The organism is Enterobacter cloacae complex sp. SHL009 (assembly GCF_049237205.1).
Classification (GTDB): domain Bacteria; phylum Pseudomonadota; class Gammaproteobacteria; order Enterobacterales; family Enterobacteriaceae; genus Enterobacter; species Enterobacter cloacae_M.
On sequence record NZ_JBMKIW010000001.1, the window covers coordinates 728,981 to 742,882 of the forward strand.

A 13,902-nucleotide genomic window follows, 5' to 3' on the forward strand; every position below is an offset into this window, starting at 1 on the left:
TTGACGACGGCCATGGAAGTGCTTCACCATAGCAAACAGTTTATTTCGAAGCTCGAAAATAAGGGAGTACGAGGTGGTTGCTGATAGTCAGCCAGGGCATATCGATCAGATTAAGCAGACCAACGCTGGCGCGGTGTATCGCCTGATTGATCAGCTTGGTCCGGTTTCGCGTATCGATCTTTCGCGCCTGGCACAACTGGCACCTGCCAGTATCACCAAGATTGTCCGTGAGATGCTGGAAGCGCACCTGGTTCAGGAGACGGAAATTCAGGAACCGGGCAGCCGTGGCCGTCCGGCAGTCGGGCTGGTGGTTGAAACGGAAGCCTGGCACTACCTGTCACTGCGCATCAGCCGGGGGGAGATCTTCCTTGCGCTGCGCGACCTGAGCAGCAAGCTGGTGGTGGAAGACCGGCTTGAACTGCCGCTCAACGCGGAGGAACCTCTCCTCGACGCGATTGTCTCGCATATCGATCACTTCTTTATCCGCCATCAGCAGCGGCTTGAACGCTTAACGGCGATTGCCATCACCATGCCGGGAATTATTGATACCGAAAATGGTATTGTTCACCGCATGCCTTTTTACGACGATGTTAAAGAGATGCCGCTGGGTGAGGTGCTGAAAAATCATACCGGCGTGCCGGTCTATATTCAGCATGACATCAGCGCCTGGACGATGGCGGAGGCGCTGTTTGGCGCGTCGCGCGGCGCGCGGGATGTGATTCAGGTGGTCATCGACCATAACGTTGGGGCGGGCGTGATTACCGACGGACGTCTTCTCCACGCCGGGAGCAGTAGCCTGGTGGAAATTGGCCACACCCAGGTCGATCCGTACGGCAAGCGCTGCTACTGCGGGAACCACGGCTGTCTGGAGACCATTGCCAGCGTGGAAAGCGTGCTTGAGCTGGCGCAGGTCAGGCTCAGCCAGTCCATGAGCTCCTCGCTGCACGGACAACCCTTAACGGTGGATTCCCTCTGCGCCGCCGCGCGCCAGGGCGATCTGCTGGCGAAGGACATTATTACCGGCGTGGGTAATAACGTTGGCCGCATTCTGGCCATTATGGTGAACCTCTTCAACCCGCAGAAAATCCTGATTGGCTCGCCGCTCAGCCAGGCGGCGGAGATCCTTTTTCCGGCGATTACGGCCTGTATTCAGCAGCAGTCGCTTCCCGCGTACAGCAAAAATATCGCGGTAGAAAGTACCCAGTTTTCCAACCAGGGAACCATGGCCGGCGCGGCGCTGGTCAAAGATGCCATGTATAACGGCTCGCTGTTGATCCGCCTGTTACAGGGTTAACTCTTTTCCGCTGATGTAAGAAAAATTGCGCTATCTCAAGCCGGGTAGCGCATGCATCCCGTAGACTTACTCCACTGAATTATTTACCTGGTTTATATTTTCGAAGCATACCCAAGAGGTGGAGTGAGTCATGCTTAAGCGTTTCTTTGTTACTGGTACAGATACCTCTGTCGGCAAGACCGTCGTATCCCGCGCATTGCTGCAGGCGCTGGCAGCAAGCGGTAAAAGCGTGGCAGGGTACAAACCGGTCGCAAAAGGCAGTAAAGAGACGCCAGAGGGATTGCGTAATAAAGACGCCCTGGTGCTGCAAAGCGTCTCGTCGCTGGAACTGCCTTATCACGCGGTCAATCCCATTGCCTTAAGCGAAGAGGAGAGCAGCGTAGCGCACAGCGGTCTGATTAATTATCCCCTGTTGTCCGACGGACTGGCGAACCTGAGCGAGAAGGTTGATCACGTGGTGGTGGAAGGGACGGGCGGCTGGCGCAGCCTGATGAACGACCTGCGCCCGCTTTCTGAATGGGTCGTGCAGGAGCAGCTTCCGGTGGTGATGGTGGTGGGTATCCAGGAAGGGTGCATCAACCACGCGCTGCTGACGGCCCAGGCGATTGCCAATGACGGCCTGCCGCTGATTGGCTGGGTGGCAAACCGCATCAACCCGGGCCTGGCGCACTACGCGGAGATTATCGACGTGCTGAGCAAAAAACTGCCCGGACCGCTGGTGGGTGAACTGCCTTATCTGCCGCGCGCCGAGCAGCGCGAGCTAGCGCAGTACATCGATCTCTCTGCCCTCGGTGGCGTGTTGACCGTAGACCGAGTCGTGGCGTAACGTCCGCGACAGCACGGACGCGACCACGCAGGCGACCAGCAGGCCGGGCAGTAAAAGATATTGCCCGGTCATTTCACAGACCATCAGCGCCGACATAATGGGCGCATGCGTGGTCGCGGCAAGTAGAGTTGCCATCCCCGCCAGCCCCAGCAGAATCGCCGTCTCAGAACCCGGTAGCCACAGCGCGAACAGCTGCGCAAACAGCATCCCTGTTGCCATCCCGACAAACAGCGTAGGTGTAAACACCCCTCCGGGCGCGCCCGATCCGCTGCTCGCCAGCACTGCCAGCAGCTTACAGATGAACACCCCGGCAATGACCGTCAGCAGCGGCGGAGCGAGCAGAAAAGCCTGAACCACGCTGTAGCCATTCCCCCACACCTTCGGCGTGAGGAGAGACAGCAGCCCGACGATCGCACCGCCCAGCGCCAGCTGCCACGGCGGCGAAAGCTTGAGGCGCAGGAAAAGCCCGTGGCTGAAGTCCATCAGCCACATCAGCAGCGGTCCGCAGAGGCCCGCCACCAGCCCCATCGCGACGAGAAGAGCATAATCGGCCGCGGTAAGGATGCCGCTCAGATGGACCGCGTAGAGCGTACCCGCGCCCGGAGCCAGGAGCTGCGTCGTAAGCAGCGCCACCACCGCCGCAATCACCACGGGGCCGAGCGAGGCCAGCATCAGCGTGCCAAACAGAATTTCCGCGATGAACAGGCTTCCGGCAAGGGGGGCGTGATAGGCGCTGGCCATCCCGGCGGCGGCGCCGCAGGCAATCCATAATTTCCACTCGGATTTGGGCGTAAAGCGCCGGGCGAATAGGGAGGCGGCGAGGGCGGCAAGCAGGATCATCGCCCCTTCACGCCCGATGGCGCTTCCGCTGGCAACGACCAGCAGCGAGGCAAGGGATTTCACAAGGCTGGCGCCGTAGTCAAACTGGCCGTCTCCGGTCTCCAGCGCCTCCATGTAATCGGTAGGGGCATGAGGCCGCTGCGCGGTCAGACGCTGCCATCCCCATAGCAGCAGTCCGGCGGCCAGCCCGCCCAGCGCTGGCGTCAATGCGCGCCGCCAGGGCGAGAGCGACGCGGCGGCATTCACCAGGCTGCCGCTGTCGTTGCTGAGAAGCAGCCACTCCAGCAGGTACATGCTGTGGCGGAATACCGCAACGGCCAGCGCGGCCAGCACGCCGGTGACGGTGGCAATCAGCAGTCGGCGAAACATCGCGCGGATGTCGGGGTAGGTATGAAGACGTTGCATGGGGTGCGTTTTTACGGGGACGATACGATATTGTGGCGGGAAATCGCAGGGTTAGCAAAAGGTCTGCGTGCGAAAAGGCCGGGCGATGCCCGGCCAGAAGGGTTAGGTGTCGCTATGAATATTCAGCGCCCGGCGCGTGCGTCCGGAGCTCAGGTACTCGGCAATATAGTCCTGCGAAATCTCGCCGTTGTAACGACCGTCCTCATCCACGATCGGCATCCAGCTGGTATTACTCTCATACAGACGTGAAAGCACCACGCGCAGGTTGTCTTCCGCTTTGCCGGTCATGCGGAACGGATGCAGGATGTCGGCGCAGGTACCGCTCGCGTTACGCGCTTCGCGACGCTTCACAAAGCCCAGGGGTTTGCCGTGCTCGTCGACCACCGTCACGGCACGAATGTCGTTATCATCCATGGTCGCAAAGGCTTCGGGAAGCGGAGTAGAGCCCCGCACCGTAATGGTCGGCTGCTGGTCGGTGACGTCGCCCGCCGATACCAGCAGCAGACGCTTCAGCGTCCGGTCCTGGCCGACAAACGAGCCGACAAACTCATTCGCCGGTTTCGCCAGCAGTTCATCCGGGCTTGCGCACTGCACGATTTTCCCCTGACGGAACACCGCAATACGGTCGCCGAGCTTCAGGGCCTCGTCGATATCGTGGCTCACCAGCATGACGGTTTTTTTCAGCTTGCGCTGCATCTCCAGGAACTGGTTCTGGATCACCTCGCGGTTGATCGGGTCCACCGCGCCGAAGGGTTCATCCATCAGCAGTACCGGAGGATCAGCCGCCAGGGCGCGGATCACGCCGATACGCTGCTGCTGGCCGCCGGACATCTCGCGCGGGTAGCGATTCAGGAACTTATGCGGATCCATCGCCACCATATCCATCAGCTCTTCGGCGCGGGTTTTGCAGCGCGCTTTATCCCAGCCCAGCATGCGCGGCACGACGGTGATGTTCTCTTCGATGGTCATGTTCGGGAACAGGCCAATCTGCTGGATCACGTAGCCAATGTTGCGGCGCAGGGTGACGGTGTCCATCCCGCTGGTGTCCTCGCCGTTGATCAGGATCGTTCCGCTGCTTGGGGTAATGAGGCGGTTAATCATCTTCAGGGTGGTGGTCTTCCCGCAGCCGGACGGGCCGAGCAGAACGCACATTTCCCCTTCGGGTACGGTCAGGTTAACGTTGTCGACGGCCTTAAAGGTCTGGCCGTGCTTCTGTGAAAATTGTTTGGTGAGGTTTTCCAGTTTTATCATTATCGAATCCCCTTCGGAGTCAGAACCACCTGCAGACGATGCAGCAGCCAGTCAAGCACAATTGCTAAAAGACAAATCATCAGCGCGCCCGCAATCAACATGCGAATATCGCTTCCGCCGATGCCGTTGAGCAGCAGCAGGCCCAGGCCGCCCGCGCCAATCACCGCGGCAATCGCCATCACGCCGATGTTCATCACCACGGCGGTGCGGATGCCGCCGAAAATCACCGGCAGCGCCATCGGGATCTCAACCCAGCGCAGCCGCTGCCAGAAGGTCATGCCGATACCGCGTCCGGCTTCACGCAGGCCCGGCGGCAGGCTGTCGAGCGCCGTATGGGTGTTACGCACAATCGGCAGCAGCGAGTAGAGAAACACCGCCGTAATCGCGGGCAGGGCGCCAATTCCCTGACCGATCAGCGAAAACAGGGGGATCATCAGCCCAAACAGGGCGATGGACGGAATGGTCAGCACGATAGTGGCTATCCCCAGCACCGGCGTCGCCAGCCACCTGTGGCGGACAATCAGAATGCCCAGCGGTACGCCGATGATGATGGCTAAACCTACGGCCAGCGCCACCAGCCACAGGTGCTGAAGGGTGAGGGTTAAGAGGTAATCCCAGTTGTCCAGAATGTAGTGAATCGTCTCCATAGCGCCTCCTACAGCAGCTGTTTGCTACGCAGGAAATCGCGGGCGACCTGCTGCGGTGACTGATGGTCGATATCCACCTTCTTGTTCAGCTCGGTGATAACGTCGTTGTTGAGCTGCGCCGAGAGGGTGTTGAGCGCCTCTTCCAGCCCGGGGTTGGCCTCCAGCGTGTCCTTACGCACCACCGGCGTCACCGCGTAGCTCGGGAAGAAGCCTTTATCGTCTTCCAGCACCTTGAGGTCGAAGCCTTTCACGCGCCCGTCGGTGGTGTAAATCAGACCGGCGTCGACGAAGCCGTCGCGCACCGCGTTATAGACCAGACCGGGGTCCATTTGACGGATTTGCGGGCGGTCCAGGTCCATCTTATAGGCGGCCTGAAGCGGCTTCATGCCGTCGCTGCGCCCGGCAAACTCCAGGTCTAAGCCCAGCAGCCAGTTTTTGTCCGGGTTGGTTTTACGGATCTGCTCAATCTTCGCCACCATCTCCGACATGGTGTTGATATGTTCCGCCTCGGCGCGCTTGCGCTGCATGGCGAACGCATAGGTGTTGTTCATGTCGGCGGGCTTGAGCCAGACCAGACCGTGCTTCGCGTCCAGACGTTTCACCGTCTCGTAAGACTCCTGCGGCGACATGCGCTTGTTGATGTGGTTAAAGATGATTAATGACGTGCCGGTGTACTCCCAGGTCATGTCAATCTGCTTGTTGATCATCGCGTTGCGGGAAATCACCGTGGCGATATTGGTTTGCGGCTGGACCTGGAAACCTTTTTTCTGCAGGTACTGCACGGTCATCGCCGAGAGAATGTGCTGCTCGGTAAAGCTCTTGGTCGCCAGAATCAGCGGGGCCGCCATCGCCTGGCTGGTGAACAGCGCCGCGGCACATAGCGCCGTCAGGCCGGAAAACAGTCTCATAAAAGCTCCTTGTTATTGTTATCGAGCGAGATGGGGACTCATCGCGCGACCCAGCGCCGCCAGCAGGGTATCGAGGATCAGTGCGAACAGGGCGGTAGCCGCCGCGCCGAGGATCAGGGTCGGGAAATCGTTCAGGTAAATGCCGGGGAAAATCAGCTCGCCGTAGCTGCTGGCGCCAATCAGGAACGCCAGCGGTGCGGTACCGACGTTAATGGCGGTGGCGATGCGGATCCCCGAGAGCATGACCGGCCAGGCGGCAGGCAGCTCTACCTGGCGCAGACGCTGCCATTTGGTCATCCCGATGCCGTTTGCCGCTTCCAGCAGCGACGGCGGGACCGAGCACAGCCCGGCGTAGGTATTGCGCACGATCGGCAGCAGCGAGGCGAGGAACAGGGCGATGATGGCGGGCGTATCGCCAATGCCAATCACCACCATCGCCAGCGCCAGAACGGCCAGCGGCGGCAGCGTATTGCCGACGTTGAAGATTTGCATCACATATTCGGCGATACCCCGCGCGGCCGGGCGGCTCAGCAGAATACCGGCTGGAATACCCACCAGCAGGGCAAAAAACATCGATGAGAAAACCAGAATCATGTGCTGTTGCCCGAGATAAACCAGGTCAACCTGGCGCGCCCTGATCGTTTCCAGCCCAATGCCCCAGACGAGGAGGGCGAGAACCACGATAATGGCGCCGACAAACAGCAGCGAACGTTTGAGTAATGGATGCATTGCGGTGTGTCTCCCTGTGCGCATGCGTTATAGCAACCATCGGTTGCCTGTTGTTATGCCATGTTTCGGCAGGGGTATTTCACCTATAGCAAGCGTTTGGGAAGGGTTCCAGCGAAGGGGTAAAATCAGTAACCCTATGAAAACAGTGACAACATTGTGTTAGGCCTGATGGCATAAGGGCTGATTGAGGGTCAGGCAGAATAGTCCTAAAGCGAATCTTTAGATGTGACGGTGTCACATCTAAAGGGCTCATACGCCGGATATCGGTCATTAACTTCACAGAGAGGCACGAACCCGTCGAACCCGCGTCGAGACGGTGATAATTGAAACGATAGCGACCACGGCGAGCATCAACCCGAGCGCCAGCATGGCGTTAAACCCGATCCACCTGAACAGCAGCAGCCCCGTGATACCGCCCGTAATAAACGAGAAAAGGGTGGTTAAGTGGGTTTTCAGCTGGCTTTTTTGCGCCGCCGTATCTTTGGAGTAATCCCTGCGCAGCATCGCCACCAGTACCGAGGCCAGGGAGATCCCCGCGTCCGTCAGCGTGCCGGTAATGTGCGTCGATCTTACCCGTCCGCTGGAAAGCTGCGTGGAGGTAGAATTATGAATGCCCATCAGAAAGCAGAGAAAAAGAATTATCTCGCGGTTGCTGGTGAGGGCATGAAAATACATTTCGTAGAAAGAGACGCCGGTCAGTAATATCCCCTCGACAAACAGGATCTGGCAAAAAACCAGCCTGACGTTATGGATAATCCCCCATATCACGATCGCGCGCGCAATAATGGCGCCGGCCACAAAAGAGAGAATAATCGAGCCGAAGAAAATAATATCGCTGAGATCGGTGGAGGAGACTTCGCTGGATAACTGTGAGGTGTTGCCGGTCATGTGTGAGGGGAAAAAACCAAATGCCCCGAGGGCGATGGCGTTTAGTAAACCTGCCGAGGTCGCCAGCCAGAGAGCAAGCCGGCGATCTTCCTTATGCGTTCGTTCTTTCTTGAGTCTAATCAGCAAGAATACCTCCAGGTTGAGCGTTGCCTGACTATTCAGGCTAGCAAAGCAGTGCAACGGGCTGTCCAGGATATGGCTTAATTATTATTCCCTCTGACGACTTTCAGGGTTTCGTAATTAAATAAAATAGTCTTGCTCAACATGGGGGCGTAAATTTCAAATCATGCCGTTATTGCCGTGACGCAAAAACGCCGGTCGCTGGTTAAGACGTTCAAACCAGGCCTCAATCGCCGGCACGTCAGGTTTATCAAACGGCGTCATTTTCCAGCGATTCACCGACAGCCCAAGCACCACGTCCGCTAGGGTAAACGTCTCGCCCGCCGCAAATGCGCCGGTGCGCTGCAGCTGGTTTTCCAGAATGGTGATGCAGTGGTTCCACTCTTTTATTCCCGCCGCAATGCGCTCAGGGTCGTTAAAGTCCGGGTTTTTACGCCCCAGCGCCGGGAAGACATAGCGCCAGGCGTTGTTAAATTCAGTGGCCTGCCAGTCCATCCAGCGCTCAACGTTAGCGCAGGCTTGCGGTTCTGCGGGCAGCAGATCGTGACGTTCGGGCTTGCGCGCCAGATAGCGGCAGATGGAATTGGACTCCCACAGCACGAAATCGCCATCAATCAGCACCGGCACCATGGCGTTGGGGTTCAGGGCGCGGAAGGCGTCCGTTTCCGTCGAGGCGAAACCGCTGCCGTAATCTTCCTGCTGATAGGTTATGCCCGCTTCTTCGCAGGTCCAGAGCACTTTACGAACGTTGATGGAGGTGGTTTTGCCGAGGATGGTGATCATTGCGCAGGTGTCCTTTAATGGATGTTATTGTTTAAAAACAATACACGAACGGTGAAGAAAAGCGTCAAAAATCATCCGGCGCGTTATTTGTGAAGACGCGAAAGCAGAAACGTTAGCGCTGCCGCAAAGAGGAGCACTATGCCACTCAATGCAAACGTGCTCTGCCATCTATAACGATCGAACGCTATACCGCCCGCCGTTGAGCCGAGCGCAATGGCGAGCTGGATCACCGCAACCATCAGTCCACCGCCGGCTTCAGCATCCTTCGGCAGCGTTCGCGCAATCCACGTCCACCACCCCGTCGGTGCTGATGTTGCCAGCATCCCCCATAGGCCTGACAGCAGGGCCACAATCCACACGTTATGCCCGGCGAGAATCAACGCGACTGCGATGGCCGCCATCAGTAGAGGGATCGCGATCAGCGTTATGTAAAACGCGGCATTAAGCACCAGGGCAACGAAAAGGGTGCCCACAAAACCCGCAACGCCTATGGTGAGCAAAATCAGCGACAGCCCGGCTCCGCTCACCCGGGTGACGGTTTCAAGGAACGGGCGCAGATAGGTAAACAGCGCAAACTGCCCCATAAAGAACAGGCCGCAGGCCAGCAGACCAACGGAAACGGCAGGCTGGCGGAATAACCGAAAAACACTTCCTCGTGATTTACCGTTTTTACGCGCGCTCATGTCAGGCAGGCTTAAACACTGCCAGATGAACGCGACTATCGCCACGGGCACCAGACAAAGAAATGCGCCGCGCCAGCCAATAATGCCCCCAAGATAGCTGCCAAGCGGGGCGGCCACCACCGTTGCCAGCGCGTTACCGCCGTTGAAAATGGCCAGCGCGCGCGCAACCTTATGCGGCGGAACAAGGCGAATGGCCGTTGCGGCAGACATGGACCAGAACCCGCCTATAGCGATACCGATCAGCGCGCGGCCTGTCATGTAAACCAGATAGTTTGGGGCGAAAGCGATAATCATCCCCGAGAGCGCCATCAGGAGCGTCATGCCCAGAAGAAGGTGTTTGCGGTTTATATTCCCGGCAAGCCGGGAAAGGAAGAGGCTGGTCAGCACCGCCAGCGCGCCGGAAATCGCGATCCCCTGGCCAGCGAGACCCTCCGTAACGCCCAAATCTCTGGCAAGGGGGGTAAGCAGGCTGACGGGCATAAATTCCGAGGCAATCAAGATAAATACGCACAGGGTCATGGCAAAAACGCCACTCCAGTGTGCATGCTCTGTGTTCTGTGATGTGGTGCGGCTCAGTGTAGACATAGTCAGATTTCACAAAGAGCCACCCGTATAGGGCGAGTGGCGTAGAGATTTATTTCAGGTTGGTTTTGAAGAACTGCTCAAACTGGCCGAAGGGGATCTTCCCGGCAGCATTATCGTAGAGATCGACATGGTTTGCGCCCGGAACAATCACCAGTTCCTTCTGCTTGCTGCCGACCGCTTTAAACGCATCTTCAGCAAAGTAGCGGGAGTGTGCCTTTTCACCGGTTACGATAAGCGTTGGAATAGTAATTTCCCCGGCGTAGCTCAGCAGCGGCATATTCATAAATGATAATGGCGTGGTCGCGGTCCACGCGCCGGTGGAGTTGACGGAGCGCGCATGGAAGCCGCGCGGCATACGGTAGTAGTCAAAGAACTCTTTGAGTACCGGATTCGGGTTGTCAGGTAACGTCTCCGGCAGAATACGTTCAGCTGCCGTCACCTTACCGTTCTCATCGACATAAATGTCATGGCCGCCGTGCGCGAAGGTACCGTTCTCAGCATCTTTCCAGCGCTGTGCGTTCAGATACTGCAGAACGGCACGGCGGTCAGACGTTGAATAGCGATCTTTCCCGTCGCCCACGCCGTGGCCCATCGCCCGGCTCATGTCATACATCACGCTGGTGGCGACCGCCTTCACGCGGGTGTCCATGGATGCTGCGTTGAGCGCCATACCGCCCCAGCCGCAGATGCCGAGAATACCAATGCGGTTACGATCAACCTCTTTCTGCAACCCAAGGAAGTCCACCGCCGCGCTAAAGTCTTCGGTGTTGATATCCGGAGACGCTACGTTGCGCGGCTGGCCACCGCTTTCGCCCGTATAGGACGGATCGAACGCCAGGGTCACAAACCCATTTTCTGCCAGGGTTTGCGCATACAGGCCGCTGGACTGCTCTTTGACCGCGCCAAATGGCCCGCTGACCGCAATCGCCGCCAGCTTGCGGTCGCCGCGGTTTTTGGGAAGATACAGATCGCCTACCAAAGTGATCCCGTATCGGTTCTGGAAGGACACCTTACGGTGATCGACTTTGTCACTTTCGGCGAAGGTTTTATCCCATGTGCTCACCATCGAAACAGGCGCGTTTGGGTTGGTGGTTTCTGCATAACTCATTGTTGTCACTCCACTTAATGATGCACATAGCAGCATCGCAACGGACAGTTTTTGGGTAAATGTTTTCATAGAAATGAACCCTGGGTTGTTGTGTTGCGGTCATTATAGTTAGCAGAAATAGTGCTGATTAGAGGGCGAAAGCTGCTAGGATTCATATCATATTGTTATAAATGGGTGGGGATGATGGCGAAACGGGAAAACTATAATGAGCTGTACCTGTTCATGCAGGTGGTACGGGAGGGGAGCTTCACGGCGGCCGCGCTTCGGCTTGGGCTGGCGCAATCCGGGATCAGCCGCTCGGTTCGCGAGCTGGAAGAGCGATTGGGCGTTCAACTTCTGGTCCGCACCACGCGCAAGCTCTCGCTCACCCATGCCGGGGAACAGCTTTATCAGACCGCCGAGTCTGCATTCGATACGCTCGATACGGGTCTGGCGACCCTGGCACACTATCGTCAGACGCCGTCCGGCACGGTGCGTATTAATGCCAGCCAGCACGCTATCGATAAGTGTCTGCTGCCAAAGCTCGCCATTTTTAAACAGCGTTACCCGGACATCAGGCTGGAACTGATGAATGAAAGCCGCTTCGTTGACATTATCGCCGAGCGGTTCGATGCGGGTGTCAGACTGGGGCCGGAAGTGGGGCAGGGAATGATTGCAGTGCGTATCACGCCTGATATGGAAATGGCCGCGGTGGCTGCCCCGGAACACTTCAGACGCTACGGTTTTCCGCAGACACCAGCCGATTTAGTGGCTCATCCCTGCATTGCTTACCAGTTTGCCGACGGTAGTGACTATCAGTGGGAACTGGTGCAGGACGGGAAAAAAATCACCCATCGGCCAGAGGGGCAATGGGCGCTGTCTGACAGCTACATGGAAGCCGAGGCCGCCCGGCTGGGGCTTGGGCTGGCCTATGTCCCGGTGGAGCTGGTGGCTGACGATCTGGAGCGCGGAACGCTTGTCCGGGTGTTGCAGCGCTATAGCCTGCGCATGGACGGGTTGTATCTCTATTATCCGCACCGCAACGTGTCGCCTGCCCTGAGGGCTGTGATCGATACGCTGAAAATTTAGGGCGGCATAACATCACGAGAGCGGACATTCAAATTGCCCGCCGGTGAGCTAAGCCTAAAAATAAATCAGGACCGCTGTGGTGAAGCAAGTTTTGCAGCAATCATTTCAGATGTGGGCTGTATTCCCCCAAGACTCCACTGTTCCGGTTCATGCTCGTCAATACGGATCAATACTGAACGCCGGAATTCAGGGTCGCCGTTTCCCTCAATTTCAACAATAAGGTCAGTCATACGACGTAGCAGTTCTTTTTTTTGCTCCGAATTCATAATTCCATTAATGGTTTGCACATTTACGAAGGGCATTGTATTCTCCTTAAATAACTGAGTCTTTAAATCATACTCAGGTTACGAGGCAAACGAAGAGATGTCAAAAAATAAATCATTACCGTACTTATTACCTGAGCTTTGTGGGTTAGCGGCGGCCGCTGAGCTTCTTGGCGATCAATGGGTTTTGTTGATTCTGAGAGAGGCGTTTTATGGGGTAACACGCTTTGAAACGATACGGGATCATACAAAAATCACCAGGCAGACGCTGGCGAACCGGTTAAAAAAAATGACTGAACTCGGCCTGCTTTGCAAAATCCCTTATCAGGAAGAAGGGGCGCGTGAACGGTATGAGTATGTTCTCACCGCCAAAAGCCGCAGCCTTGCGCCGATTCTTTTCTCTTTGATGGAGTGGGGTCATAAAAACATACTGCACGACGCACCGCATATTGCGTTAACAGACAAAGAAAGTGGAGAAGTGGTTAATAGCGCCTATGTTACCGCCGACGGTAAGTTCGTTGACCCTAAAAACGTTCGGTTAACGTTTCACGACAGCCAATACTTAGCCGCCATGCCCCAGGCGCCTGACCATACTGACGCTTAAAGCTGCGGTTGAAGGACTGCCGGGAGTCAAAGCCCAGCGAGAGCGGTGATTGATACCCTTAAAATTTAGGGCAGCGTTGTCATTCTGGAAGGCGCCTCGCAAACCGCAAAGTAACCCTCTGTAACCAAGGGTTATGTCTTTTATTCATTTCTACGGAGTCGTAAAGTGCCTGCGTTGCGGCATATCCGCAATCGGGCGTAGGAACCCGTATCTACCATATAGTGACATTTCGTATGTCGCGGCAGCACCGATCCCGTTACAATTGCGGTGGCGCTGGCGGAGCAGCCGTAAGGCTGGCCGTTTTTCTATATGGGCGGTATTCCTACCTCTGTCAGCGCTACCCCCCGAGCGTAGGAACTTACTGGGTGGCTTAATGAACTGCATATAGAAGGAAGCCTTGTATGGCTACTATCCCAACCCTCACTTATTTTCCGTCTGACGAAAGCGTTATTCAGCACCTTATCTCCCGGCCGCTTCCGGCTGATGCCGATCTTTTTGACGTCGCTGACAGCTGCGCCGCGCTGGTGAGCGTGCTGGTCGAAATCGAGGATGCGAAGCTGTTTACCGTGCTTTGCGAGCGTCTCCTTCAGTCTTTGCGCAAGCTGCGCGAACTCTGCGATGTCGATCTTCCGCCGGACCTGATCGCGCAGTTGATCATGGGGGAGAAAATGAACTCCTGCGTGCCGGACTGCTGGCAGGACACCGTTACTCAGGTGGACTATGCACTGGCGCTGACGCAAGCGGTTATGGGTGGAACGCTGCCCGCTCACGTAGCGAAAGAGCTTACGGGCTTGCTGCACGATATGGTGTGGCTGCTGGCTGAGTTTGTGAAGGAGCCGCGCATTACTGCGCATTAAGTACGCTGACGTGGAGGGGCGGTAGCGCCCCTTTGAAAGCGTG

Annotated in this window: 15 protein-coding genes; 5 read left to right on the forward strand and 10 right to left on the reverse strand. The window is 57.1% G+C overall.

Annotated features, from left to right (window positions below):
• The first annotated feature begins 73 nt into the window (after positions 1-73).
• The gene (gene mlc / locus ACOTZC_RS03635) at positions 74-1,294 is read left to right on the forward strand and encodes a sugar metabolism global transcriptional regulator Mlc (RefSeq protein ID WP_163353744.1); all 1,221 of its coding nucleotides are present in this window, start codon (positions 74-76) and stop codon (positions 1,292-1,294) included.
• Positions 1,295-1,424: 130 nt separating this feature from the next.
• Positions 1,425-2,120, forward strand: coding sequence for a dethiobiotin synthase (gene bioD, locus ACOTZC_RS03640; protein ID WP_045401241.1), 696 nt, complete (start codon positions 1,425-1,427; stop codon positions 2,118-2,120).
• Here the strand turns inward: bioD and clcB are convergent.
• The 9 genes from clcB to ACOTZC_RS03685 form a co-directional block, all read right to left on the reverse strand.
• Complete coding sequence (gene clcB, locus ACOTZC_RS03645; protein ID WP_045401238.1) at positions 2,055-3,365, reverse strand: voltage-gated ClC-type chloride channel ClcB; 1,311 nt, start codon at positions 3,363-3,365, stop codon at positions 2,055-2,057. The two genes, bioD and clcB, sit on opposite strands and share 66 nt — an antisense overlap.
• Positions 3,366-3,467: 102 nt before the next feature.
• Positions 3,468-4,616, reverse strand: a complete 1,149-nt coding sequence (gene osmV, locus ACOTZC_RS03650; RefSeq protein WP_045401236.1) for an osmoprotectant ABC transporter ATP-binding protein OsmV — start codon at positions 4,614-4,616, stop codon at positions 3,468-3,470.
• Positions 4,616-5,263: an osmoprotectant ABC transporter permease OsmW gene (osmW, locus tag ACOTZC_RS03655; protein WP_023311514.1), complete on the reverse strand. Its 648-nt coding sequence runs from the start codon at positions 5,261-5,263 to the stop codon at positions 4,616-4,618. The genes osmV and osmW overlap by 1 nt, the downstream gene beginning before the upstream one ends.
• 8 nt (positions 5,264-5,271) lie before the next feature.
• Entirely contained in the window at positions 5,272-6,171 is a 900-nt protein-coding gene (gene osmX, locus ACOTZC_RS03660; protein WP_023327329.1) for an osmoprotectant ABC transporter substrate-binding protein OsmX, read from the reverse strand.
• Between the two features lie 18 nt (positions 6,172-6,189).
• The gene (osmY, locus tag ACOTZC_RS03665) at positions 6,190-6,900 is read right to left on the reverse strand and encodes an osmoprotectant ABC transporter permease OsmY (RefSeq protein ID WP_045356906.1); all 711 of its coding nucleotides are present in this window, start codon (positions 6,898-6,900) and stop codon (positions 6,190-6,192) included.
• Between the two features lie 276 nt (positions 6,901-7,176).
• A complete protein-coding gene (locus ACOTZC_RS03670) occupies positions 7,177-7,914 on the reverse strand; it encodes a YoaK family protein (protein ID WP_421635593.1) in 738 nt (245 codons plus the stop codon).
• 153 nt (positions 7,915-8,067) lie between these two features.
• Positions 8,068-8,691, reverse strand: a complete 624-nt coding sequence (locus ACOTZC_RS03675; RefSeq protein ID WP_045401231.1) for a glutathione S-transferase family protein — start codon at positions 8,689-8,691, stop codon at positions 8,068-8,070.
• Positions 8,692-8,774: 83 nt separating this feature from the next.
• A complete protein-coding gene (locus ACOTZC_RS03680) occupies positions 8,775-9,959 on the reverse strand; it encodes an MFS transporter (protein WP_045401229.1) in 1,185 nt (394 codons plus the stop codon).
• A 49-nt stretch (positions 9,960-10,008) separates the two neighbouring features.
• Complete coding sequence (locus tag ACOTZC_RS03685; protein ID WP_134866384.1) at positions 10,009-11,136, reverse strand: alpha/beta hydrolase; 1,128 nt, start codon at positions 11,134-11,136, stop codon at positions 10,009-10,011.
• Between the two features lie 114 nt (positions 11,137-11,250).
• Here ACOTZC_RS03685 and ACOTZC_RS03690 point away from each other — a divergent pair, with 114 nt between their 5' ends.
• Positions 11,251-12,135: a LysR family transcriptional regulator gene (locus tag ACOTZC_RS03690; protein ID WP_421635675.1), complete on the forward strand. Its 885-nt coding sequence runs from the start codon at positions 11,251-11,253 to the stop codon at positions 12,133-12,135.
• Positions 12,136-12,200: 65 nt separating this feature from the next.
• On the opposite strand, the gene ACOTZC_RS03695 is transcribed toward ACOTZC_RS03690, so the two are convergent.
• Complete coding sequence (locus tag ACOTZC_RS03695) at positions 12,201-12,437, reverse strand: tautomerase family protein (RefSeq protein ID WP_045401224.1); 237 nt, start codon at positions 12,435-12,437, stop codon at positions 12,201-12,203.
• Positions 12,438-12,498: 61 nt separating this feature from the next.
• On the opposite strand from ACOTZC_RS03695, the gene ACOTZC_RS03700 reads away from it, so the two are divergent.
• Positions 12,499-13,002, forward strand: a complete 504-nt coding sequence (locus tag ACOTZC_RS03700) for a winged helix-turn-helix transcriptional regulator (protein WP_023311523.1) — start codon at positions 12,499-12,501, stop codon at positions 13,000-13,002.
• 401 nt (positions 13,003-13,403) lie between these two features.
• On the forward strand, positions 13,404-13,859 hold the full coding sequence (locus ACOTZC_RS03705) for a hypothetical protein (protein ID WP_045619785.1): 456 nt from the start codon (positions 13,404-13,406) through the stop codon (positions 13,857-13,859).
• Positions 13,860-13,902 lie beyond the last annotated feature (43 nt).